27 protein-coding genes and 1 tRNA gene are annotated in these 22,039 nt (G+C 64.8%); 10 read left to right on the top strand and 18 right to left on the bottom strand.

Annotated features, from left to right (window positions below):
* The first annotated feature begins 133 nt into the window (after positions 1-133).
* Positions 134-1,183, top strand: a complete 1,050-nt coding sequence (locus tag KBY75_RS09085; RefSeq protein WP_255023670.1) for an HD domain-containing phosphohydrolase — start codon at positions 134-136, stop codon at positions 1,181-1,183.
* A 958-nt stretch (positions 1,184-2,141) separates the two neighbouring features.
* Here KBY75_RS09085 and KBY75_RS09080 read toward each other — a convergent pair.
* The 6 genes from KBY75_RS09080 to ftsH all read right to left on the bottom strand — a co-directional run bounded on the left by KBY75_RS09080 (position 2,142) and on the right by ftsH (position 6,832).
* The gene (locus KBY75_RS09080) at positions 2,142-2,495 is read right to left on the bottom strand and encodes a hypothetical protein (RefSeq protein ID WP_255023669.1); all 354 of its coding nucleotides are present in this window, start codon (positions 2,493-2,495) and stop codon (positions 2,142-2,144) included.
* A 75-nt stretch (positions 2,496-2,570) separates the two neighbouring features.
* Positions 2,571-2,951: a hypothetical protein gene (locus KBY75_RS09075; protein WP_255023668.1), complete on the bottom strand. Its 381-nt coding sequence runs from the start codon at positions 2,949-2,951 to the stop codon at positions 2,571-2,573.
* 176 nt (positions 2,952-3,127) lie between these two features.
* Positions 3,128-3,200: transfer RNA gene (locus KBY75_RS09070), tRNA-Ala, on the bottom strand.
* A gap of 87 nt (positions 3,201-3,287) precedes the next feature.
* Positions 3,288-3,956 (bottom strand): transcriptional repressor LexA, encoded by a 669-nt coding sequence (gene lexA / locus KBY75_RS09065; protein ID WP_255023667.1) that lies wholly within the window; start codon positions 3,954-3,956, stop codon positions 3,288-3,290.
* A 52-nt stretch (positions 3,957-4,008) separates the two neighbouring features.
* Entirely contained in the window at positions 4,009-4,962 is a 954-nt protein-coding gene (gene argF, locus KBY75_RS09060) for an ornithine carbamoyltransferase (RefSeq protein ID WP_255023666.1), read from the bottom strand.
* A 10-nt stretch (positions 4,963-4,972) separates the two neighbouring features.
* A complete protein-coding gene (ftsH, locus tag KBY75_RS09055) occupies positions 4,973-6,832 on the bottom strand; it encodes an ATP-dependent zinc metalloprotease FtsH (protein WP_254937505.1) in 1,860 nt (619 codons plus the stop codon).
* A 95-nt stretch (positions 6,833-6,927) separates the two neighbouring features.
* Here ftsH and KBY75_RS09050 point away from each other — a divergent pair, with 95 nt between their 5' ends.
* Genes KBY75_RS09050 through KBY75_RS09040 form a run of 3 tightly spaced genes read left to right on the top strand, consistent with a single transcriptional unit; the run spans position 6,928 to position 8,296 of the window.
* Positions 6,928-7,566 carry an SOS response-associated peptidase gene (locus KBY75_RS09050; protein WP_255023665.1) on the top strand — a complete coding sequence of 213 codons (639 nt, stop codon included), beginning with the start codon at positions 6,928-6,930 and terminating at the stop codon, positions 7,564-7,566.
* Positions 7,563-7,808, top strand: a complete 246-nt coding sequence (locus tag KBY75_RS09045; RefSeq protein WP_255023664.1) for a Nif11-like leader peptide family RiPP precursor — start codon at positions 7,563-7,565, stop codon at positions 7,806-7,808. Before KBY75_RS09050 ends, KBY75_RS09045 begins: the two co-directional genes overlap by 4 nt.
* Positions 7,808-8,296: a DUF427 domain-containing protein gene (locus KBY75_RS09040; protein WP_255023663.1), complete on the top strand. Its 489-nt coding sequence runs from the start codon at positions 7,808-7,810 to the stop codon at positions 8,294-8,296. Before KBY75_RS09045 ends, KBY75_RS09040 begins: the two co-directional genes overlap by 1 nt.
* Here the strand turns inward: KBY75_RS09040 and KBY75_RS09035 are convergent.
* The 4 genes from KBY75_RS09035 to KBY75_RS09020 are packed head-to-tail and all read right to left on the bottom strand — an operon-like array spanning position 8,262 to position 13,381.
* Entirely contained in the window at positions 8,262-9,281 is a 1,020-nt protein-coding gene (locus KBY75_RS09035; RefSeq protein ID WP_255023662.1) for a mechanosensitive ion channel family protein, read from the bottom strand. The genes KBY75_RS09040 and KBY75_RS09035 overlap by 35 nt on opposite strands.
* Entirely contained in the window at positions 9,278-10,381 is a 1,104-nt protein-coding gene (gene ribD / locus KBY75_RS09030; protein ID WP_255023661.1) for a bifunctional diaminohydroxyphosphoribosylaminopyrimidine deaminase/5-amino-6-(5-phosphoribosylamino)uracil reductase RibD, read from the bottom strand. Before ribD ends, KBY75_RS09035 begins: the two co-directional genes overlap by 4 nt.
* A gap of 7 nt (positions 10,382-10,388) precedes the next feature.
* Positions 10,389-10,883, bottom strand: a complete 495-nt coding sequence (locus KBY75_RS09025) for a DUF3122 domain-containing protein (protein ID WP_255023660.1) — start codon at positions 10,881-10,883, stop codon at positions 10,389-10,391.
* Positions 10,880-13,381, bottom strand: a complete 2,502-nt coding sequence (locus KBY75_RS09020) for a GH116 family glycosyl hydrolase (RefSeq protein ID WP_255023659.1) — start codon at positions 13,379-13,381, stop codon at positions 10,880-10,882. The genes KBY75_RS09025 and KBY75_RS09020 overlap by 4 nt, the downstream gene beginning before the upstream one ends.
* Positions 13,382-13,484: 103 nt before the next feature.
* Here KBY75_RS09020 and KBY75_RS09015 point away from each other — a divergent pair, with 103 nt between their 5' ends.
* The 4 genes from KBY75_RS09015 to KBY75_RS09000 all read left to right on the top strand — a co-directional run bounded on the left by KBY75_RS09015 (position 13,485) and on the right by KBY75_RS09000 (position 14,992).
* Entirely contained in the window at positions 13,485-13,757 is a 273-nt protein-coding gene (locus KBY75_RS09015) for a type II toxin-antitoxin system Phd/YefM family antitoxin (RefSeq protein WP_255023658.1), read from the top strand.
* A complete protein-coding gene (locus KBY75_RS09010) occupies positions 13,757-14,149 on the top strand; it encodes a type II toxin-antitoxin system VapC family toxin (RefSeq protein ID WP_255023657.1) in 393 nt (130 codons plus the stop codon). Before KBY75_RS09015 ends, KBY75_RS09010 begins: the two co-directional genes overlap by 1 nt.
* Positions 14,150-14,228: 79 nt before the next feature.
* Positions 14,229-14,654 (top strand): nucleotidyltransferase substrate binding protein, encoded by a 426-nt coding sequence (locus tag KBY75_RS09005; RefSeq protein WP_255023656.1) that lies wholly within the window; start codon positions 14,229-14,231, stop codon positions 14,652-14,654.
* A complete protein-coding gene (locus tag KBY75_RS09000) occupies positions 14,651-14,992 on the top strand; it encodes a nucleotidyltransferase domain-containing protein (protein ID WP_255023655.1) in 342 nt (113 codons plus the stop codon). The genes KBY75_RS09005 and KBY75_RS09000 overlap by 4 nt, the downstream gene beginning before the upstream one ends.
* A gap of 152 nt (positions 14,993-15,144) precedes the next feature.
* On the opposite strand, the gene KBY75_RS08995 is transcribed toward KBY75_RS09000, so the two are convergent.
* From KBY75_RS08995 to KBY75_RS08985, 3 genes are all read right to left on the bottom strand, one after another.
* Positions 15,145-15,549, bottom strand: a complete 405-nt coding sequence (locus KBY75_RS08995; protein WP_255023654.1) for a PIN domain-containing protein — start codon at positions 15,547-15,549, stop codon at positions 15,145-15,147.
* Positions 15,546-15,776: a hypothetical protein gene (locus tag KBY75_RS08990; RefSeq protein WP_254937771.1), complete on the bottom strand. Its 231-nt coding sequence runs from the start codon at positions 15,774-15,776 to the stop codon at positions 15,546-15,548. The genes KBY75_RS08995 and KBY75_RS08990 overlap by 4 nt, the downstream gene beginning before the upstream one ends.
* A gap of 85 nt (positions 15,777-15,861) precedes the next feature.
* On the bottom strand, positions 15,862-16,107 hold the full coding sequence (locus KBY75_RS08985) for a hypothetical protein (RefSeq protein ID WP_254937772.1): 246 nt from the start codon (positions 16,105-16,107) through the stop codon (positions 15,862-15,864).
* Between the two features lie 70 nt (positions 16,108-16,177).
* Here KBY75_RS08985 and cbiE point away from each other — a divergent pair, with 70 nt between their 5' ends.
* Positions 16,178-17,458 (top strand): precorrin-6y C5,15-methyltransferase (decarboxylating) subunit CbiE, encoded by a 1,281-nt coding sequence (gene cbiE, locus KBY75_RS08980; RefSeq protein ID WP_255023653.1) that lies wholly within the window; start codon positions 16,178-16,180, stop codon positions 17,456-17,458.
* Here cbiE and KBY75_RS08975 read toward each other — a convergent pair.
* The 4 genes from KBY75_RS08975 to pheS are packed head-to-tail and all read right to left on the bottom strand — an operon-like array spanning position 17,421 to position 20,563.
* Entirely contained in the window at positions 17,421-17,909 is a 489-nt protein-coding gene (locus KBY75_RS08975; RefSeq protein ID WP_255023652.1) for a DUF192 domain-containing protein, read from the bottom strand. The genes cbiE and KBY75_RS08975 overlap by 38 nt on opposite strands.
* Positions 17,906-18,586, bottom strand: a complete 681-nt coding sequence (locus tag KBY75_RS08970) for a response regulator transcription factor (protein WP_255023651.1) — start codon at positions 18,584-18,586, stop codon at positions 17,906-17,908. Before KBY75_RS08970 ends, KBY75_RS08975 begins: the two co-directional genes overlap by 4 nt.
* Positions 18,583-19,500, bottom strand: coding sequence for an NAD(+) kinase (locus KBY75_RS08965; protein ID WP_255023650.1), 918 nt, complete (start codon positions 19,498-19,500; stop codon positions 18,583-18,585). The genes KBY75_RS08970 and KBY75_RS08965 overlap by 4 nt, the downstream gene beginning before the upstream one ends.
* Before the next feature lie 55 nt (positions 19,501-19,555).
* Positions 19,556-20,563, bottom strand: a complete 1,008-nt coding sequence (gene pheS / locus KBY75_RS08960; protein ID WP_254937777.1) for a phenylalanine--tRNA ligase subunit alpha — start codon at positions 20,561-20,563, stop codon at positions 19,556-19,558.
* Between the two features lie 72 nt (positions 20,564-20,635).
* Here pheS and surE point away from each other — a divergent pair, with 72 nt between their 5' ends.
* Positions 20,636-21,421, top strand: coding sequence for a 5'/3'-nucleotidase SurE (gene surE / locus KBY75_RS08955; protein WP_106502229.1), 786 nt, complete (start codon positions 20,636-20,638; stop codon positions 21,419-21,421).
* 11 nt (positions 21,422-21,432) lie between these two features.
* Here surE and KBY75_RS08950 read toward each other — a convergent pair whose 3' ends face one another.
* Complete coding sequence (locus tag KBY75_RS08950) at positions 21,433-22,014, bottom strand: DUF3611 family protein (protein ID WP_254937778.1); 582 nt, start codon at positions 22,012-22,014, stop codon at positions 21,433-21,435.
* Positions 22,015-22,039 lie beyond the last annotated feature (25 nt).

Here is a 22,039-nt window from a genome sequence, read left to right as displayed (position 1 = left end):
TGGGTAGGCCCATCTCCCCTCAAACTCAAAATAGTCCGAATCAGGGATCTAAGTAGGTTGGCGGGGGTCCTATTCCCGTACGGCCGCAAGCCCTTTTCCCAGATAGGCTTTAGTGGGTAGGGGAGAAAAGGTAGTGACGAAGCAGGAAGATTTAATTCAACGGGCGTTGTTGGAGTCGGAGCAGCGCTACCGGCGTCTTTTTGAGTCTGCCCAAGATGGCATTTTAATAATTGATGCGTTGACTGGCTTGATTCTTGAGGTTAATCCCTACCTCTGCGATCTACTTGGTTACCCCTCTGCTGAAATTGTGGGCTTGAAGTTGTGGGAGATTGGCGCTTTTGTTGATAAGGGTAAATCGCTTCAGGCTTTTTCTGATCTGCAAGACAAGCTCTATGCTCACTATGACGACATGCCTCTGCTCACGAAGGCCGGAAAGTCGATAGCGGTGGAATTTGTTAGCAATGTCTATTCGGTTGGCGAAGCTATGGTGATTCAGTGCAATATTCGTGATATTTCAGAGCGGAAGCGGGCCGAAGGCCTGCAGCAGGACTATGACAATGCGGTGTTGGCCGGCTTAAGTGGCATCGTTAACGCCCTCACCTCGGTGCTGGAGGCGCGCGACCCCTATACCGCTGGGCATACTCACCGAGTGGCGGATCTTGCCGAGGCGATTGGTCGAGAGCTGCTCCTGGATGCCAGCACCATGGAGGGTTTGCGCATTTCCGCACTTGTGCACGACATTGGCAAAATTGCAATTCCTGCTGAATTGCTGACCAAGCCCACTGCCTTGTCTATTTGGGAAATGGCCCTGATTAAGAGCCATGTGGAGGTGGGCTATGAGGTGCTTAGTGAAATTGATTTTCCCTGGCCCGTGGCTAAGGCGGTGCATCAGCACCACGAGCGGCTCGATGGCAGCGGCTACCTTCAAGGGCTCGAGGGCGACGCCATCATTCTCGAAGCCAGGATTCTGGCGGTGGCCGACACCGTAGAAGCGATGACTACCAACCGTCCCTATCGCTTTGCTAAAGGATTGTTGGAGGCGCTGGAGGTGGTTAGTGCGGGAAAAAATACCCTTTTGATGGAAATGTGGTGGATGCTCGCCTGGCGCTGTTCCGGGAAAAGGATTACTCCTTCCCCCAATCTTTGGCCCGCCACGGCGGCGGTAATAGCTAAGTTGTTGTGAGATGCCACTAGGCACCTCATCGCCCAAACATCAAAAAACCCAGGGCTAGCCTGGGTTTCGATATGGAGCCAAGCGGATTCGAACCGCCGATCATCTGCGTGACATGCTGGTGCTCTACCAAGCCATGTCAATTGAGGCCACAGGTTTTTGTGAGTTTATAAGAGTTGTGATGCGCCAAGTCGTTATGTGCTTGAAACTGATGGGAGCATGCGGTTACAGAGAAACCCCCAGCAGCATCCAGCAGCTCTTACTGAGCCCCCTTCCCCGCTGTGTAGTCCAACTCTCCTGACACTTGGCGAAGCCCTTTACAGGGGATCAGTGGTGGGTCTGATCAGTAATGTTGCACGTCATTCCACCAATCCTGGTGGGTGATCGAGCTGTTCAGCAACGGGTGTTCGGGGTGGGGATACTTGGTGGCGGACCTCCTCGTTGCCCGGACAGAGTGGGAAAATGAACTCAGAGCAGCTTCAAGGCCTTGCTGTGCTGTCTCTGGCGATGGTGCCGGTGGTTCTGCTGTGGTGGGTTTGGATTCGAATGCTGGATTGATAGCTGCCTTGCTGCCGCTGTGCGCAGCTCACCCCCTCCCTGAGCCACGCCCGCAACAGCTTGCGGCGGGTCCTGGCAGTCGAGTAGCTCAGTCGGCACTGCTGACAGACTTTCAGAGGTGTGTTGGGCGCGGGCTATGTCCTAGGCGTGGGTAGCGTCAAGCGCCTGCACCATCTCGATGCCTAAGCCTGCACCGTTAGCGAAAAATACGGCGAACTGGGGACATTGTGAGCAGGCCACAGCCTGGTCTGCGCTACTGGTAACGCGGCAATTCATTAACGGAAAGCTTTCGGCGCCCGGCCAATAGCCGCTGATCGAGTTTGTCGACAAAACATACCAACTTCATGCTAATTCAGCCGCCAAGATTTGACCCCAATAGGGCTCGGCATGCAGGATAGTCCTTGCGAAGATGTCACTCAAACCAATTGCCGATATGCGCTTCTCCAATAAAGCCACCCAGTGAATAGCCGCTAGCAAATCCTGGTAGGTCGGTGATCTTAAAAGTGCCGCTATAGACAGGAGTGTCAGTGCTGTTTTTGACGATGAACTTGCCAAGATATTCATCGCCAGAGCTCAACGATTTGCTGCCATCAAAATCTCCAAAGACTTTAAATCCAGCACCCTTTTGGGAGGCGAATAACTTCCCGTAGTATCGATCAAATCGGGTCTCACCCTTGCGAACCACAAACGTAGCGATCGTCCCAATCGGATCAGGTCTACTTTTGGCATCCCACTCCCAAACACCCGTAATCGTATCTTTAGCCATGGCTTCTCGTCGCAATCATGGGTGATTTAAGCACAAAATAACCGCCAGGAAAGCAATAATTGCTTTCCTGGCGGGTCAAGTACCCGACTCGCCCTCCTTTGACTTCAGGAACCGGGAAGCCACCTCGGGCCAGCCAGCGAACTCATCGCCACCCTGCTGTGGATTGGCAGGGAGCTCGATATGCAGCTTGTTGGCATCCTTGAGTCTCAGCTTGCGCTCTTCCATCAACGTGCGCAGTCGACTCACTGCTGTGAGGATCGCTGTGGCGTTGGTGGCCTTCCACTCCAGTGACAGCACCACGCTGCTTCTAGTGCGGTTTTCCCAAATTCGGGTGAGCTGGGCCCTGCTTATTGGGTTGCGTTCTGTTGCGCCAATCTCTCGGACGCTCCAGCCTTTGCCGTGTTCCTGCTGGATACTCAGTCGCAGGATTTCAAACCACTGTTGGCGTTGCGCCATGGTCAAATCGTCGCAAGGGGCGCTTCAGAAGCCTGTGAGTGTCAGCTTTCTGGGTGACTCAAGTCTTGCGCCAAAACGTGCGCCAAAACGCCCCTACAGGCATGTTCAGTTGCCCCCTCCCCCGGCACCTCATCGCCCAAACATCAAAAAACCCAGGGCTAGCCTGGGTTTCGATATGGAGCCAAGCGGATTCGAACCGCTGACCCCCTGCATGCCATGCAGGTGCTCTACCAGCTGAGCTATGGCCCCGATAGGACGCCATGGCAACGGAATGCTGGTCATTCCGCTTGGCTTGTGGCCCTGCCTGACGCTTTAGGAGCTTACAACGCCACCTGTTTAGACCTGGCGCCAGACGGCCACTAGCTTGCCCTGCACCGTTACCTGGTCGGCGGGGAGCACGATTGGGGCATAGGCCGGATTGGCTGCTTCCAGGGTCACCGTGGCGCCGCTGCGGTGGAAGTGCTTCAAGGTGGTGCCGCTGCCGGGCACTAGGGCGCTGACAATCGTGCCTGCTTTGAGCCGACTCGGGTCGCTGACAGGTTCAAGCAGCACCACGTCCCCGTCGGCGATGTGGGCGTCCACCATTGAATCGCCGTTCACGGTGAGGGCAAAAAGGCCGCGGGTATCGAGCACGGGGGCCAGGTCGAGGCGCTCCTGGATGTCGTCGAAGGTTTCAACCAAGCCGCCGGCGGCTACGGCGCCGAGCACTGGGATGCCGCTGGCCATGCCGCCTAGGAGCTGCAGGGTGCGGGCTTGGCCCTCTTGCCAGGTGATCCAGCCCTTCTGCTGCAGGTGGCGCAGACGGCTCTGGATCGGCGCTGGAGAGCGCAGCCCCATCGCTTCCATCATTTGGCGGATCGAGGGGCTGTGGCGGTTGCTGCCGATGTAGTCGCTAAGCCAGTCGTATAGCTCTTGCTGGGCAGAGGAGAGCTCCTGCTGTGCTGGGTTGGCCTGGGTGTGATTGGTTTGGGTGTGACTGGAATGGCTGGGGCTGGAATTGGGCACGGACGCTACGTCGCTGATACAGATGTACCGCCTCGCGGCCTGTTTGTCCAGCTCAGGCGCCGCCGAGTAGGGCTACCAGTAGGGCTTGTTGGGCGTGGAGGCGGTTTTCGGCCTGGTCAAATATGCGGCTGGAGCTCCCCTCCATGGCGCCGGCGCTGATTTCCAGGCCGCGATAGGCCGGCAGGCAGTGCAGCACGATTGCGCTTGCATCTGCTTCTGCCACCAGCTCTTCGTTTAGGCACCAGCCGGCAAAGGCCCTCTGTCGCTCTGCCTTTTCCTCCTCCTGCCCCATCGATGCCCACACATCTGTGTAGAGGGCGTGGGCGCCGCGTACAGCAGCCACTGGCTCGTGCAGCACCGCCACCTCGGACCCGCGAGCAGCCGCGAGGCGTCGTGACTGCTCAAGCACGGCTGCATTGGGTTCAAATCCCACCGGGCAGCCGATGCGCACATTCACCCCGAGCAGGGCGCCGCAGAGCATCAAGGAGTGGGCCACGTTGTTGCCGTCGCCCACGTAGCTGAGGGTCAGGCCCTCCACTGCTCCGAAGGCCTCCTGCAGTGTCAGGTAGTCGGCGAGGGCCTGGCAGGGGTGCTCGAGGTCGGTGAGGGCATTGATCACCGGGATCGTGGCCCAGTGGGCGTACTCCTCGAGCTCGCCCTGGCCGAAGGTGCGGATCGCCAGGGCATCTACATAGCGGCTCAGCACCCGCGCCGTATCTGCCACCGGCTCCCCGCGGCCTACCTGGCTCACCTGGGGATTGAGATCGATGGTTTGGCCACCAAGCCTGGCCATGGCCACCGAGAAGCTCACCCGAGTGCGGGTGGAGGCCTTGCTGAAGATCAGCCCGAGGGTTTTGCCGCCTAAATCAACGGGGCTGCGGCCGGCCTTTAGGTCGGACGCCAGCTGCAGCAGGGCCTGGGTCTGTTCGCCGCTGAGGTCGGCCGAGGAGAGCAGGTCCCGCCCGCGCAGCTCTGCAAGGGGCGGATAGGCACTGATGGCAGCCATGGCTCAACTCCTAGGGCATGACGCTGCTAGCCAGCAGCTCCTTGAGGTCGTCGCCTTCGATCACCTCCTTTTCGAGGATCTTCTCGGAGATCGATTCGAGCAGCCCCCGATTGTGGTTCAGGATAGCTAGCGCCTTGTTATGGGCGTTGTCGACTAAGGAGCGAACCTCCTTATCGATCGCTTGGGCCGTGGCGTCACTCACCACCCGGCGGGGGTTGTTGTTGCCACCTAGGAAGCGGCTGCCGCCCTGCTTGTCGTAGGCCAGGGGGCCGAGGGTTTCGCTCATGCCGAAGGTGCCCACCATCTGCTCGGCGATGTCGGTGGCGCGTTGCAGGTCGTTGGCGGCGCCGGTTGTGACCTCACCAAACACCACCTCTTCAGCGCTGCGGCCGCCAAGCAAGGTGGCAATTTGACCCTCGAGGTCTTCTTTGGAATTGAGGAAGCGCTCTTCGGTGGGCAGTTGCAGGGTGTAGCCCAGGGCGCTCATGCCGCGGGGCACGATCGAGATCTTGGCCACCTTGCTGCCGCCGGGCATTAGGTGTCCCACGATTGCGTGGCCTACTTCGTGATAAGCCACCACTTTTTTCTCATCGGGTTGCAGCACCCGGCTCTTCTTCTCCAGACCAGCCACCACTCGTTCAATCGCCTCGTTGAGGTCGCCTTGCTCCACCTCGGTGCGATAGGAGCGGGCTGCGAGCAGGGCTGCTTCGTTCACGAGGTTGGCCAGGTCGGCGCCGGCAAAGCCGCTGGTGGCCTGGGCAATTTTGTCGAGGTCGACGGCGCTGGAGAGCTTCACCTTCTTGGCGTAGATCTCCAGAATCAGCTTGCGACCGGATAGGTCGGGGCGATCCACCAGCACCTGGCGGTCGAAACGACCTGGCCGCAGCAACGCAGCATCAAGGGTTTCGGGCTGGTTGGTGGCTGCCAGCACGATCACCGGCTTGTCCTGGCCGGCAAAGCCATCCATCTCCGTGAGCAGTTGGTTGAGGGTCTGCTCGCGTTCGTCGTTGCCGCCCACCACACCCATCGAGCCCGAACGGCTCTTACCGATGGCATCGAGCTCGTCGATAAAGATGATGCAAGGCGCTTTTTTCTTGGCTTCTTCGAATAGGTCGCGCACTCGCGCAGCGCCAGCACCCACGAACAGCTCCACGAATTCGGAGCCGGAAATGATGAAGAAGGCCACGCCTGCTTCACCTGCAACGGCCTTGGAGAGCAGGGTTTTGCCCGTGCCGGGAGGGCCTACCAGCAGCACACCTTTGGGAATGCGGGCGCCGATGGCGGCGTAGCGCTCGGGTTTTTTGAGGAAGTCAACGATCTCTGCCAGCTCGGCCTTGGCCTCATCCACGCCAGCAACGTCGGCAAAGGTGACCCGCGATTCCTCATCGGGCACGTAAACCTTGGCTTTGCTCTTGGTGAAGCTCAAAGCTCCCTGGGCGCCACCGCCCATCTGGCGGCGGGCGAAGAACTGCAGCACCAGGATGAAGATCAGCGGCGGCACCACCCAGCTCAAGGCGGTGGTGAAGAAGCTGGGCTTCTGGGGGGGCGCGGCGGCGAACTCAACCCCGTGCGACTCGAGCCGCTGGGGCAGATCCATGTCGAAGATCGGCGTGGTGGAGAGCACCGTGGGAGCGCCCTCCTCTTCGGGCTCCTTGAGCTCGTAGCGGATCTGGTCTGAGGTGATGTAGGCCCGTTTGACGTTGCTGCCGTTCACCTGGTCGATGAACAGGGAGTAGGGCACCCGCGGCACCTGGGCGGCTGGATTGGGCAGGAAGTTGCTGAACAGCAGCAGCACACCAAAACCGATCAACACCAGGTTGATGATTCCGAAGCGGCGGTTAGGGCGGTTGTCGTCCTGGCGGATCGCCATGGTGCGGCAGCCAAAGGTGCACCCAAACTAGGGCTGTGGTCCCCTGGTCGTTTCGGCGGCGGGTCGGGAGAACCGTACGAGGACCCATTCCAGCTATGTGTGGTCGCTATTCCCTCTGCGCTGGCTTCGATCGCCTGCAGCCCCGCTTGCAGGGCCCCCTGCCGCCCGGTCTGGCGGCCCACTACGCGCCGCGCTTGCAAGTGCTTCCCGGCGAACCCCTGCTGATCCAGCGCCAGGAAAATGGCCAGCTGCAGGTGGGGCTAGCCCTTTGGGGGCTGCTGCCCGACTGGGTCAAGGATCCCGCCAGCGCCCACCGCTGCTTGCATGCCCGCGCCGAGACGGTGGCCTTCAAGCCCAGCTTTCGCGCCGCCTGGCGCCATCGCCGATGTTTGATTCCTGCTGATGCTTTTTGGGAGCAGGGCCAGTGGCTGCGGCGCCGCGATGGCGATCTGTTTTGGCTTGCCGGCCTCTGGGAGCGCTGGATCGGCCCCGATGGCAGCGAGCTCGACAGCTGCTGCGTGCTCACCACCGCCCCCAATGCTCTGGTGGCGCCAATCCACCGGCGCATGCCGGTGGTGATTCCCAACGGCCTGGAGCAGGCCTGGCTTGAGCCCACCGATGGTCATGGCCTGCGGGCCCTCGAACCGCTGCTGCTGCCCTGGGATGGCGGCGACTGGCAGGCCGATGGGGCAGCGATGGCGCTAGACCAACCGCAGTTGGAACTGGACCTGTGAGCCTCGAGCGCCTCGATGCCTTTCTGGCGCATGCCCGCCAATCGACCCAGCTGGCGACCCAGCTGGCGGAGCCCTTGGAGCTGCAGGACTTTCTGGAGCTGGCCCGCGGCGCTGGCTATGCCCTTGAGGAGGCTGATGTGATCGCCGCGCAGCAGCGGCAGGAGTCCAGCCTCAGCGATGCGGAGCTGCAGGAGCGGGCTGGCGCTGAAGGCCGGCGGTTGCGCAATTTCATCTACTCCTGATGGCAGCCCCTGAGCTGGTAGGCGCCTACCCCCGCCCCCCTGCCCTGGTTGAGAGCAGCCAGCTGGTGCGGGTTGAGGCCCTTGGCCAGCTTCTGGCCGAGAGCCGCCGCAGTTTGCGGGTGCTGGAAACCTTTCACCCACCCACCTACTACTTGCCGCCTGAGGCGGTGCGCCAGGAGCTGCTTGTGGCCAGTAGCGGCGCCAGTTTTTGCGAGTGGAAGGGGGTGGCGCGCTACTTCGATGTGGTGCTGGATGGCGGTGGCCAGGTCGAGCGCCGGCTGCGGCGGGCGGTGTGGACCTACCCCGAACCCACCGAGGCCTTTGCTGCTTTGGCCGGTTGGTTTGCGGTGTACCCGGCCTTGATGGACGGTTGCTGGCTGGATGGTGAACTCGTGCGGCCCCAGCCCGGCGGCTTCTACGGTGGCTGGATCACATCCCATGTGCAGGGGCCGTTCAAGGGTGATCCCTTGCATCCGGAGCTCGTATGAGCAGCCTGGTGGGGAAGGGCATCGAGCCACCGGCCTGCTCCACCACCTCGCCGATCAACAGCAGGGCTTGCTGCCGCAGGGCCCAGGCAGCGTGGATATCGCTGCTGGCGGCGTAGCAGAGCAGGCGCAGCTGGAGGCTGGACTCGCCGTAGCCCACGAAGTGGGCTAGCTGATCCTTGGCCGGGTCTAGGCCGGGCAAGCTTGAGAGGCGCTGCTCCAGGTTTTGGGTGATCGTGGCGACGCGCTCCCGGTCGGCGTAGCTGAGGCCGAATTCGATCCAGATGCGGCGGTTGTCGATCTGGGCCAGGTTCAGAATTGCTTGGCTGGTGAACACCCCATTCGGCACATAAATGCGCTGGCGTTCCGGATCGCGCAGCTCGGTGTAAAACCAGCCCACCTGCTCCACCGTGCCAAGCAAATTCAGGCCAGGCAGGTTGATGGTGTCGCCGAGCACGAAGGGGCGGTTGATGTAGAGGCTCAAGCCACTGAGGCCGTTTTCCACGATGGTGCGGGCGCCGAAGCCCAGGGCAGCTGCTCCAAACCCCCCTGCGGTGATCAGCACTCCCGCCGATACACCCAGCAGATCTAGGGCCATGACCAGCACCACCAGCAGGGCTGCTGTGGTCAGCAGCTTGTCGAGCACGTCGAATAGGAACAGCTGATCCTTGCTGGAGAGATGCGGTAGCAACTGGGCGGCGTAGTGCTTGGTGCGCTGTTTGAGTTCGCCGCGCCAGCGCAGCAGGGTCCAAATCACGCCGATGGTGAGCAGCAGATTGCGCACCTCCAGGCCCGCCAGCCACCAGCCCGCACTGCTGAGCAACACCGTCCCCGCCAGGCTAACTCGCCCGCTCAGTAGCAGGGCTTGCCCCAGGGAGCCGCTGCGGCAGCGCCTGCCGAGCCGGTCGAGCAGCAGCCAGGTGCCTAGGGCCAGCAACACTCCCGCCAGGGGAATCTGCAGATCGAAGGGCAGGTTGGCGGCGATCATGGCTCCAGGTCTGCAGGTGAGCTGAGTTGCCAGAGCAGATCGTTGCCCAGGCGCTGGGGCGCTTGAGCCTGCCAGCTCCGCACCTGGGCCATAGCTGTGAAACCCAGCTCACCAAGGGGGGTGCGGGCCGGCTGGCCGCCCATCAGCTTCGGGGCGATCACGGCGGCCAGCTCCTGCACGCAGCCCTCGGCTAAAGCGACGGCGGCCAGTTCAGGGCCGCATTCCCAGAGCACCTGGTTGCAGCCCCGCAGCGCCAAGGCCTCCAGCAGCAGTCGGGGGCTGCAGTCCTTTAGCTCCAGTCGGGGCACGCCGCGTTTATCCACGGCGGCTGCGGCCGCGGCTGGAGCCTCTGGCCCATGCACCACCAGGGTGGCGGCGGCGCTCTGATCCCAGAGCTTGGCCTCGGCGGGGAGCTCCAGGCGGCGGCTGAGCACCACCCGCAGCGGCTCGGGTTGACGTTGGCCGCGGCTGGTGAGCAGGGGGTCGTCGGCGCGCACGGTGCCGCCGCCGACGATCACCGCATCGCAGCCGGCCCGCAGCTGGTGCACCCAAGCGCGGGCCTCGGGGCCACTGATCCACTGGCTGGCGCCGTTGCTCAGGGCGGTGCGGCCGTCGATTCCCATGGCCCACTTGAGGATGCCCAAGGGGCGGCCGCTGCTGATGCGGTGAATGAAGGCTCGGTTGAGGCAGCGGGCCTCGCCCTCGGCTACGCCGGTGATCACCTCGATGCCCGCGGCCCTCAGCTGGTCTAGGCCGCCCCCCGCCACTTGGGGGTTGGGATCGGCCATGGCCACCACCACCCGGGCGATGCCGGCGGCGATCACCGCCTGGCTGCAGGGGGGGGTGCGGCCGTGGTGGCAGCAGGGCTCCAGGGTTACCACCAGGGTGCCGCCGCGGGCCCGCTCGCCCGCCTGGGCCAGGGCGCCCACCTCGGCGTGGGGCTCGCCTGCCCGGGCGTGATAGCCCTCCCCCACCAGCGAGCCGCCGTCATCGAGCACCACCGCTCCCACCAGCGGGTTGGGGCTGGTGCGGCCGGCGCCCAGCTCAGCTAGCTGCAGGGCCCGTTGCATCCAGGGAAGCCAGGGCGCCGTGGAGTGCATCACTGGCTCATCCAGCAGCGCTGGGCAGGCTGCGCCATTCCGCCACCACAAATGGCGGCACCGGCAGCTCCACAAATACCCCCGGCAGCACCAGGCGCAGGGGCCGGTCTTGGTGCAGGTCGGCCAGCAGGGGAGCTAGATCAAACTCGGCGGCGGCGGCGCGGCCATCACCCGCTAGCTGGGGATTGGCCAGGGTCACATCGGCCAGCTCCCAGCTGAAGTGACCGCTGCGCACCTGCAGGGAGGTGGGGTGGTCTAGCCGCACCTTGCCGGGATAGCCCACGATGCGCAGCTTCAGGGGGCCGCCCGGGGTACCTTCGCGGTAAGCGACCACCTGCCAGCTCTGGTAGTCGAGGTCGCGCAGGCTCTCGAGGCTGCGCACCACCGGGGTGCCGTTTTCGTCGTTGTGGGCGTGCACCAGGGCCTGGGCCGGGGTGGGCAGGCTCAGCCAGAGCCCTAGCGCCAGCAAGGGGGCCAGCAGCAGGGAAAGCAGGCGTTTCATGGTTGGCGCTCAGCGCCTGGAATCCCTTGCCAGTTGGTGTGGGTAGCCCAAAGGGCCCAGATCGCCATGGCGCGCAAGTAGTGGCAGGCCCGGAAGGTGTTCACGCCAGTGATCGCCTCGGGGGTGCGGAACTGCAGGCCGCCGCTGTATACCTGCTCCACCACGGCGCCGGTGATGGCAAAGGCCGTGCTGGTTTCTCCCATTAGGCGGTAGTAGGCCGCTAGGCCGAAGTTGATGCCGGTCCACACCTCAAGGGGATGGGTGCCGTTGGGATCGAGCGGAGTGCCGTCGCGGCGCAGGCCGTTGGCTACCCCGAGCTTGCCGCCCTGGAAGCCCTCAAAGCACGACTCTTTAATCGCTTTAAGCGCACTGCTGGCGCGCTCATCAGCCACCACGGAGGGCAGTCCCAGCAGGCGGGCGTAGAAGTCGCCGCAGAGCTGGTCTGCCATCACCACCGGCGTGCCGCTCTCGGCATCGATTTTGTAAAACTCGCCGTTCCACAGCAGCAGATCGAAGTTGGCGCGCGACTGCTCCACCCAGCCGCCCAGTAGGCGCTGTTCGCCACTGGTGTCTAGCCCTAGCTCCAGTTGCAGCTGCTGGGCGATCGCCAGCCCCGCCTCCAGGGCGGCGATCCAGAGGGCGCCGCAGTAGGCGCTGACGCCCTTGAGAGGCCAGTCGTCGAAGGTTTGGTCGGGGGCGCCGCCGTTGTCGGGCAGGCCGTCGTTGTTTACATCGAAGGTTTTGAGGTAGGTGAGGGCCTGGATAGCCGCCGGCCAGCACTCGGCGAGGAAGCCAAGGTCTGGGCCGCTGGGGGCGAGCTTGTAGGTGCGCCACACCTGCAGCACGTAGTCGCTGGCCAGGTCTTTCCAGAGATTGCAGTCTTGGTAGGCGGTGTAATTGGTGGCCTCAAACGGCCGCTCGTTGGGGGCACCCAGATCGTGGGGGGTGGCACCGGCCAGTTTGCGGGCGGCCTCCACCCGGCCCTTGCCCTGGGTGAAATACCAGCCGATCGGCCGCAGGGTGGCGTCGGCAGCGGGGATGGCGCGGGCGAAACTGCGCAGCACGGCCTTGTCGAGCTCGGGCCAGAGCTGCAGCAGGGCAAAGGAGCCGTAAAGCCGCACGTCCAGGCTTTCGTACCAGGCGTAGTCGAGGCACTCGAGCACGCCAAACTGACCCACCGGATCGCCTGCAGCAGCGGCGGTCCAGAGGCTGCCGCCACTGGCTAGGTCGTAGAGCTCGTTGAACAGGGCCATCCGCAGCGGTTCGGGCAGATCGCTGCGCTCCAGCACCGGTTTTTGCCAGGCCTCGATCTGACTGCGCCAGTCGCGCCAGTCGCGCAGAGCCTCGGCGGCGATGGCGGCGGCGCTGGTGCCGCTGCTGCCGCCGGCCTCTCCGCCAAAAAAATCGGTGTAGCGGCGCAGGGCGCGGCTGCCGGTGGCGAAGGCCGTGACCGGCAGGTCCCAGCTGATTACCAGGGGGATTTCGATGCTGGCCCCCGGCTCAAGGCAGCACTTCACCGCCAGGGCGGCGCTGGCAGGGTCGCTATCGCCACTGCGGCGGTCGTTGTTGCTGTCGGGGATCGAGCCGTCGCGGGCGAAGGGTTCCCACAGCTCAGCGCCACTGCCGCTGGGATCCCAACGGCTGCAGCGCTGCACCTCCAGGTGGTCGGCGGTGGCGATGCACCACTGGCCCTGGCCCTCGGCGAGGGGGGTGGCGCGCTCACCATCAAGCAGCACCCCCTTGAGCCCCGGTTGCTCCACCCAGGTGTTGCGGTGGCCCTTGCTGCGGCCGATCGCGGGCACATAGTTGTGCTCTGGGCTGCCGTCGTCTCGAAACTCGACTGCTGCTGTGGGGTCTGTGTTGGTGAACCAGCCCGTGGTGTTGCGCCAGCTGAGCAGCAGGGAGAGGTCGAGGGGCCGGTTGGTGGGGTTGGTGAGGGTCCAGACGAACACCGCCACCGGGTAACTGGTGCGCTGGTAGTCGCCCGGCAGGATCGGACTGAAGGCTTCGCAGCTCACTTCGGCGGCAAAAATGCCCTCGTATTCGGTGCTGCTGATCGGGTAGCGGGCGGCGTAGGTGCCGGTGCGCTGCTTGGCGCTGCTGGCGGGATACCAGCTCCAGGCGCTCAGGGGTTCGCCGGCTGCGGGCCTGGAGGCATCGGCCTCAGGCTTCACCGCCAGGGCATGGGCGCGGCTCTGGTCGCCGTCGGTTTCAAACAGGGCGAACTGGCAGTCGGGCAAGTTGCCAAACCAATGCTCGCCGCCATCGAGGTGCCAGAGGTTGAAGGAGCCATCGGGGGCGTGGCCGATGCAGCCGGCGCCGAAGCCCCCCAGGGGCATGCCGTGGTTGGGGCCGTCGTCGAGGTTGCTGGCGTAGCGCACCGTGTAGGGCTGCTCCCAACCCAGGCCAAAGGCCCGGCTCCAGCTACTGCTGCCAGCGGTGGGAGCCCCGTTGCCCTTCAGCAGCGATGTGAGGGCTGAGAGGCCGAAGCGCGCCATGGGGCCAGAAAAGGTGCGCCCAGCTTGTCAGAGGTAGTTGGCGGGTGGGACTGGCCTGGTCTGGTCTGGTCTAGGTTGTAATCGTTCTTGCGTTCTGGGCGAGATGACAACTCCTGCGGCCGCGGGCGGCGGTGGTCGTCGCACGGTCAACATGCTCGAGGCAAAGACCCACCTCTCGCGCCTAGTTGAGGCCATCGAAACCGGTGCGGCAACCGAGGTGGTAATCGCCCGCAATGGCAGGCCGGTGGCACGGCTCACCGCGCTTCAGGGGGCTGGGCGGCCGCGGCGTCTGGGAGTGGCCCGCGGACAGTTCAAGGTTCCGGACTCGATCGATGCCGCCAATCCGCTGATCGCCGAGCTGTTTGAGCAGTCCTGATGCGCCTCCTGCTCGACACCCACACCTTTCTCTGGGCGATCAGCGATGAACCCAGGCTGGGGCCCCGCAGCCGCGATCTGATTACCGCCGAGGCCAGCAGCGTGCTGATCAGCCATGTGTCGCTCTGGGAGATCGCCATCAAGCACGCTCTGGCCCGCAGCGACATGCCGCTCTCGGCCGCCCAGGCGATTCCATGGGCTCAGGAGTGCGGCTTCGAGCTCCTGCCGCTTGATCTTCCCCATCTGCTGACTCTCGAGCAGTTGCCCCTCCATCACCGCGATCCGTTTGACCGACTGCTCGTGGCCCAGTCGATCAGCGAATCGCTGCTGCTGGTGAGCGCCGATGGGGCGTTCCATGCCTACGGCTGCCCGCTGCAGGATGCCCGCCGCTGAAGGAGAGCTTGCGCAGCTGCTCAGTAGCCGCTATCCCAATGGCGATGGCCCTGGTGGCGGTTTTTCCTAACCTGACCCCATGGCTGAGCCTGACATTCGCTGGATCCAACGGTTTGGCAACTTCCAGCGCGCCCTGATGGTGCTGGAGCGCGGCGTGCAGCTGGCCCTGGAGCGGGATCTGAGCGAGCTGGAGCAGCAGGGTTTGATTCAGGGCTTCGAATTCACCCATGAGCTGGCCTGGAACCTTCTCAAGGATTACCTGCAATATCAGGGAATTGAGGCCATCACCGGTTCCCGGGATGCAACCAGGATTGCGTTTCGCAATGGCCTGATCAGTAACGGCGATACCTGGATGGAGATGATCAAGGCTCGTAACCAGTCGTTGCACACCTACAACCTTGAGCAGGCCCAGGTGATTGCTCACGCCGTGATCCATCGCTTCACACCAGCGTTCTGCAGCCTTCGCGATCGCTTCGCTGCTCTGCACGACGAGAGCAGGCCATGAGCCCAGAAGCTCTTACCGCAAAGCCGAAGCTCTTCGGTCTCACTGAGACGGCCCTGACGGCCATTCAAGAGGTATTGGCTGCCTATCCCGAGGTGGAGGAAGCCATTCTTTATGGCTCAAGGGCTCTGGGTCGCCATCGCCCTGCATCCGACATCGATCTCACCCTGGTGGGCCCCGCACTCAGCTCCGGGATCTTGGCCCGCATCGATGCCGATCTGGATGATCTGCTCCTCCCCTGGATCGTCGATCTCTCCTGCCTGAGTTCGATCAACCATCCAGCGCTGCTGGACCACATTGCGCGGGTGGGGCAAGTGCTCTATCGCCGCAGCCCCGGCTGACGAGCTCATGGGTGGAGCAGCTCCACCGGAAGCAGCCGCTCCAGCAATCTCTCCAGAGGCCCCACCCAGGCGGCGGTGTCGAACAGGTGCAGCTCGCTGCGGCCTTCGAGCAGCTGGCGGCGCGCGGCGCTGGATGGAGTGGTGGAAATGGCTCAGGCTGGGCGTTTAAGGCGTTGCAGGCGCAGCTCACTCACCGAGGCGATGGTCTCAAAGTCGGCGTCGAAACTCACCAGCAATGCGTTGTGGTGCAGAGCCACGGCGGCCACCAGGAGGTCGAGGCTGAGAACCGTCTGACCGATCTGGCGGCAGGCCTGGCCCAGGTCGATCGCCCGCTGCCACAGATCTGCAGGGGTGGAGAGCGTGGGCAGGGTGGCGAACTGGGCTGTCAGTTGCTGGGCTTCGTCTGGACGGGCTGAACGCAGCATCTCAAAACGCACCGGTTCCGCCAGGTGGGCCTCAGGGTCGAGCACGAAGGGCGCGATGAACTGTTTGAGGGGGGCCGGGCTCCTGGCACGGGTGAAGTCGATCCACAGGCTGGTGTCGAGCAGCAGGGTCATGGAGCGAACTCCTGGTTCCGTTGGCGCTCGCGCTCTTGGTCGGCCTCGTAGCTCTCCAGCTGCACGCCCCATTCGCCGCTGAGAAATCGCTGAGCGATCTGGGCGCGACGGTGCTGCTGCAGGGCCTCCTCCATCAGGCGGCGGATGGCGGGCCCCTTCTTGCGCTCGCCCGTGAAGTCCAGGATTTCGGCCATCTCAGTGTCCGAAAGTTCAACGGTCACTTTCATGGTTTCAGCCTCCTCGAGTCCGACCTTGCAAGCAGTTTATGCGGATTTTGATGTTGGACTGGTGATCGGGATTGAGTAGGGCCGATCAGTAGGCCTGGTTGTCTGGCGCCTGGAAACCCCCGTTCACCTCCTGATCCACCAGGGCGTCGAGGGTCACGGCCGAGCGCACCAGGGCTTGGTAGCGCTGCACCACGCGGCGGTTGCGTTCGATCCAGTTGCCGGGATCGCCGCTGGGCAGGCCCGTGCCGTCGCCGGCCAGCAGCTCCAGGTCTTTTTGCTGGGCCAGCAGGGCCAGCACCAGGTCGTGGATGCGCTGGCGGCGGTCGCTCATGGCTGGGTCCGGTGGCACAGGCCGGCCATCATGGCTGCAGTGACCGTGGGGCGCCCTGGCTCAGCAGGCCGTGTTGGAGGTGGTCGGCACCGATGCCGGGGGGGTGGCTGCGCTGCCGGCCCGCAGCCTCGCCTTGGTGCGAGCTGCCCAGCTGCTGCTTGCCCCCCAGCGTCTGCTGACGGAGCTTGGCCCTTGGTGGCAAGAGGAGCAGGGGGCCGGCCGCATCCCGGCGGGGAGCCCCTGCCCCCAGCTCCTGGCCAGCGATCGGCCCGAGCAGATTTTCGGTCCGCTGCAGCAGGCCCTGGCAGCCGGCCGGCCGGCGGTGCTGCTCGCTAGTGGCGACCCGCTTTGGTTTGGCATCGGCCGCCTGCTGCTGCAGCGCTTTCCGGCGGCCCAGCTGCGCTTTCATCCCGCCCCCTGCTCGCTGCAGCTGGCCTTTGCCCGCCTCGGCCGCCCCTGGCAGGACGCCAGCTGGATCAGCCTGCACGGCCGCGACCCCGAACCCCTGGCCGCCGCCCTGCAGAAGCGCCCCAGCGCCCTGGCGGTGCTCACCGACCCAAGCCGCGGCGGCGCCGAGGAGGTGCGGCTGATCCTGGCGGCCTCTGGGCTGGAGGCGGCCTATGCCTTCTGGCTGTGCGAGCGGCTGGGCCACCCCGAAGAGCGGCTGCAGCGGCTGGTCCCCGGGGCACCCCTGCCGATCGATTGCGATCCGCTGCATCTGGTGCTGTTGATCGCTGAGCCGCCGGCGCCCCCTGCTGATCCCGCCGCCCTACCCCTGTTTGGCCTTGAAGACGGCCTGTTTCTGCAGCACGACGACCGCCCCGGCTTGATGACCAAGCGGGAGGTGCGCATTCAGTTGCTGGCAGATTTGGAACTGCCCGAGCGCGGCGTGCTCTGGGATATCGGCGCCGGCGTGGGTTCGGTGGGGCTGGAGGCGCTGCGGCTGCGGCCTGGTCTGGCGCTCTGGTCCCTGGAGCGGCGTGGCGGCTCAGCGGCGCTGATCGCAGCTAACGCCGAGCGGCTGGGGGTGCGGCCAGCGGGTTTCCGCGAGGGCCGGGCCCCCGAGGCCCTCGCGGAGCTGCCCGATCCGGATCGGGTACTTATCGGCGGAGGTGGCCGGGAGCGGGCGGTGGTGCTGACTGCGGTGTTGCAGCGGCTGCGGCCTGGCGGCGTGGTGGTGATCCCCCTGGCCACCTTGGAAGCTTTGGCGGAGTTGCGGCCGCTGCTGGAGCAGGCCGGCTGCGCCGTGGCGGTGGGCCAGCATCAGGCCTGGCGTGGTGCCCCACTGGCGGACGGCACCCGCCTGGCGCCCCTCAATCCCGTGCTGGTGTTGAAGGGGCAGCTGCCTTGATGGCTTCTATCTGCACCGGGCTACCCACCTGGATGCCCTGGGCTGCGGCCTGGCCGGCGGCTAGCTCCAGCACGCCGTCTACGGCCTGGTCGGGGCCGTAGCTGCGGCAGGGCAGGTGCAGGCAGGGTTTGGTGTGGGCTTCTATCGCTACGACCCGGCCGCCCAGCACAAACAACATGTCGAGAGGCTCCGGGGTGCGGTGCATCCAGAAGCGAGCCAGAGAGGGCGGGCTGTAGGGGAACCACATGCCCCGCAATGGCGCTAGCGCCGGCCGCAGCTGCAGGCCCTTGCTCTGCTTTTCGTGGGTGTCGGCAACCTCCAGTGCTATGCAGCGATCAGGCGCTAGGCACCAGCGGGCTGTGATCGGCAGCCACTGGGGCGGCGGCGTGAAGCCGCACAGCAGGGCAGCCACCCCAGGCAGGGCCAGCCCCCAGCGGCATCTGGCGTTCATTCGCGGCTCTCCAGCTGGGGCAGCCGCTCGCTTAGGCAGTAGCCCTGGCCGCGGATCGTGTGTATCAGCCGCCGTTCACCGCCCTCTTCCAGTTTCTGGCGCAGGTAGCGCACATACACCTCAATCACGTTGCTGCTGCTGCTGTTGCTACTGCTGTCCTGCTCGTCGTTCCATACCTGGCGCAGGATCAACTCCCGGCTCACCACGGTGCCCTTGCGCTCAAGCAGCAGGAGCAGCAGCTGGTATTCCCTAGCCGTCAGGCCCACGGGCCGCGCTCCCCGTTTCACTTGGCGGGTGCTGGGGTTCAGCACCAGGTCGCCCACCTGCAGTAGCTGGGCCGGCACATTGGCGCGGCTTGTGAGATCTAGATGCAACCTCAGCCGCATCAGCAGGTCGCTGGGGCCGAGGCTTGAAAGCCAGAAGTCGTCTGCTCCTGAGCTGAGGCAGTGGACCCGCGCCTCCACCGTGTCGTCGCCCACATCCAGCAGCACCGGGATGGTGCCCCACTGCTCTCGCAGGGAGGCGATGCGGCCCGAATCGCCGCTGGAGAGCAGCACCGCATCCGGGTTTGCCCCAGCCGGTAAAGGCTCCCTGCTGCACGAATAGCCGGAAGCCTCAAGCCGTGGCGCTAGGGCCTCGGCCTCAGGGCCCAGCAGCAGGATGCGTGGATCGTTCATGGCGCTGTGCCGTTGCCGGGCTTGGCCACGTGGGGCAGGCCCCAACCCAATTTGTTGCGCAGCACCTGGAAAAACTCGTGGTCGGCCAGCCGCACGAAGCGCACGGGTTGCTCGCTGCGGCGCACCAGGATCCGGTCCTCCGGCCAGATGTAACAACCAGCGCTGCCATCGACCACCATCATCAGCCGCTCCGGCGTGGCGGGAAACACCGTCACCGGCTCGCGGTCGCTGAACACCAGGGCGCGCGAGGCCAGCGAATGGGGCGCGATCGGCGTGAGTTGCAGCACCGGGCAGTCGGGGGTGATCACTGGTCCGCCGGCGCTGAGGGCGTAGGCGGTGGAGCCGGTTGGGGTGGCGAGGATCACTCCGTCGGCGGCGATATCGACTGGGGCATGGCGGCCGATGGCGATTTCGAAGTGGCACATCGAGGTGAGCGGCTCGCGGTGCAAGGCCATTTCGTTGAGGCAGAGCACCTCCCAGCGCCGCTGCTCGCCGCGCATCACGCTGACGATCAGCATCGTGCGCTCCTCCACGGTCCACTCGCCGGAGAGCACCTGCTCCAGGGCCCCCTCCAGCTGGTGCAGGTAGGCCTCCGCCAGAAAGCCCAGATGGCCGGTATTGACGGTCAGGATCGGGACGCTAACCGGAGCCGTTTGACGGGCGGCTGAAAGCACGGTGCCGTCGCCGCCCAGCACCACCGCCAGGCTTAGGTCCCGGTCGAAGCCGGCCGGCACGCAAGCCGCATAGCCCCGGGTGCGCAGGTGCTGGTCGGGGTTGGCGAAACCCACCATGCCGCCGGAGCTGCTAACCCGCACCACGCCGTAGCCAGCCGCCGTGAAGCGCGCCTCGATGGCATCGGCTGTGGACAGGGCGAGGTCCTTGCCGTCATTCACGATCAGTCCGACGCGGGGCACCGATCGGGAAGCGGAGAGCTGCCCGAGTTTATGGGGCTGCTACCAAACCGCCCAACTAAAACTGCTCCAGGAAGCGCAGATCGCTGGTGTAGAGGCGGCGAATGTCGTCGATGCCGTGGCGCACCATGCAGAAGCGCTCGACGCCCAGGCCAGCGGCAAAGCCGCTCCAGCGCTCTGGATCAAGGCCCATACCGGTGAGTACGGCCGGGTCGACCATGCCGCAGCCCATCACCTCCAGCCAGCGACCACGCCACTGCACATCCACTTCGGCGCTGGGCTCGGTGAAGGGGAAGTAGCTGGCCCGAAAGCGCACCGGTAGGTCGCCGAAGAACTGCTGCAGAAAGGCCGTGACGGTGCCGCGCAGGTGGCTGAAGTCCAACCCCTCATCAATCGCCAGCACCTCCACCTGGTGGAACACCGGCGAGTGGGTGGCATCCACGGCGTCGCGGCGATACACCCGCCCTGGGGCGACTACCCGCACCGGCGGTGGGTTGTTCTCCAGGTAGCGGATCTGCACGGGCGAGGTGTGGGTGCGCAGCAGCTGGCTATCGCCCAGATAAAAGGTGTCCTGCATGTCCCGGGCGGGGTGATGCTCGGGGATGTTGAGGGCCGTGAAGTTGTAGTAGTCGCTCTCGATCTCCGGCCCCTCCGACACCCGATATCCCAGGCCGGCAAAGATGTCGACGATCTCCTCGATCGTGCTGATTAAGGGGTGGCGGTGGCCCGGCGGCGTGAAGCTGCAAGCCGCTGTGACGTCAATGGTTTCGCCGGCGAGACGCTCGGCCATGGCGGCGCTTTTCACGGCCGTAAGTCGCTCGCCAAGCAGCGCCTGCACCTGCTCTTTGAGCACGTTGGCCCTTTGGCCGATTAGGGGCCGCTCATCGCCTGGCAGCTTGCCCATGGCGCCGAGCACGCCAGAAAGGCGCCCCTTCTTGCCGAGTAGTCCCACTCGAAGTTCTTCCAGTTCAGCAGCGGTGCTGGCGGTGGATATCTCTGCTGCAGCCTGGCTTTCCAGCGCCTGGAGCTGGTCGGTGAGCTGCTGCAGGGAAACGGTGGCGCTCACGGCAGGGGCGGAGGGATTGCTGACTGTAAGGAGCCACCCCAGTTACGTTGCGGCTAAATGGCGTTAGGCCCGATGGCACCGCTCAAGATCCTGATCAGCAACGACGACGGGGTCTTCGCTGAAGGCATTCGCACCCTGGCCAATGCGGCCCTGGCCCGCGGCCACCAGGTGAGTGTGGTGTGTCCTGACCAGGAGCGCTCCGCTACGGGCCACGGTCTCACCCTGCAGACCCCTATCCGGGCGGAGCGGGCTGATGAGTTGTTCGATGATGGCGTCCAGGCCTGGGCCTGCAGCGGCACCCCCTCCGACTGCGTCAAGCTCGCCCTGTTTTCCTTGCTGGATGAGTGGCCGGATCTGGTGCTCTCCGGTATCAACCATGGTCCAAACCTGGGCACCGACGTGCTCTATTCCGGCACCGTGAGTGCGGCGATGGAGGGCACGATTGAGGGCCTTCCCGCCCTGGCAGTAAGCAGTGCCGACTTTCAATGGCGCCAATTTGCGCCTGCGGCACGCCTCGCCCTCGATGTGGCTGAGCGAATGCTGGCGGAGGGCTGGCCGAGCAACATGTTGCTCAACCTCAATGTGCCGCCCCGGCCGGCAGAGGCGATTGGAGAGCTGCGCTGGTGCAATTCAGCGGTGCGCCGCTACACCGACCAGTTCGAGCAGCGGGTAGACCCCCGCGGCCGCAGCTACTACTGGCTGGCGGGGGAGGTGGTCAACGATCTGGAGGCCCAGGTGTCGGGGCCGGCGGCCTGGCCCACCGATGTGGCCCAGATCAATGCCGGTGGGGTCTCGCTGACGCCGCTCCAACCGGACATCTTCTGGCGGGGTCGCACGGCTGATCTGCCGGTTTGGTGAGCGGCCGTTAATCAGGTTGTGCGGTAAACCCGCTGCAGCAGCCAGAGGCTGATCCAGAGCCCGATCAGGTGGGCAAACAGCACCTGGGTGTTGCCCAGCACGGCCAGCATCTCGATCGAGGTGATCGGTAGACCGATCACCCGACCAGCCACGCCAGGGGTCGCCTGGATCTGGGCACCAAAGAAGCCGGGCACCTGTTGGGAGGCCTGCACGAACAGGCTGCCCGCCAGCGACTGATAGCCCAGCACCGCCAAGGTGATGCCGGCCAGGTCGGCCAGCACGCCCCGCTTGATCAGCCGCGAGGTTTCACCCTTGCTGGGCCGCACCGGCGAATTGAGGGCCCGGCCGCAGCGCACCACCAGCCAGCTCTGCCAGATGCACCAGAGCAGCAGCAGGAAGGCGATGGTGGTGAGTGAGATGCCAGGCCCCAGGCCGAGGGCGCGGGCTGAATTGGCCGCCAGGCGGCCGCCGATGTTGTTGAAAAGCAGCACCCCAACCACCACCACTCCCAGCACCACCTGGGACCAGAGCCGAATCCAGCCCAGGCGCCGCAATGCCGCGGCGATTAGCTGCAGGTCGAGGCGGTCAGCCATTCAGCCATCCAGATGGGTGCCCCAA

Origin of the sequence: Cyanobium sp. T1G-Tous, from assembly GCF_024345455.1 — a bacterium.
Lineage (GTDB): Bacteria > Cyanobacteriota > Cyanobacteriia > PCC-6307 > Cyanobiaceae > Cyanobium_A.
This window is presented reverse-complemented; position numbering and strand designations above follow the sequence as displayed.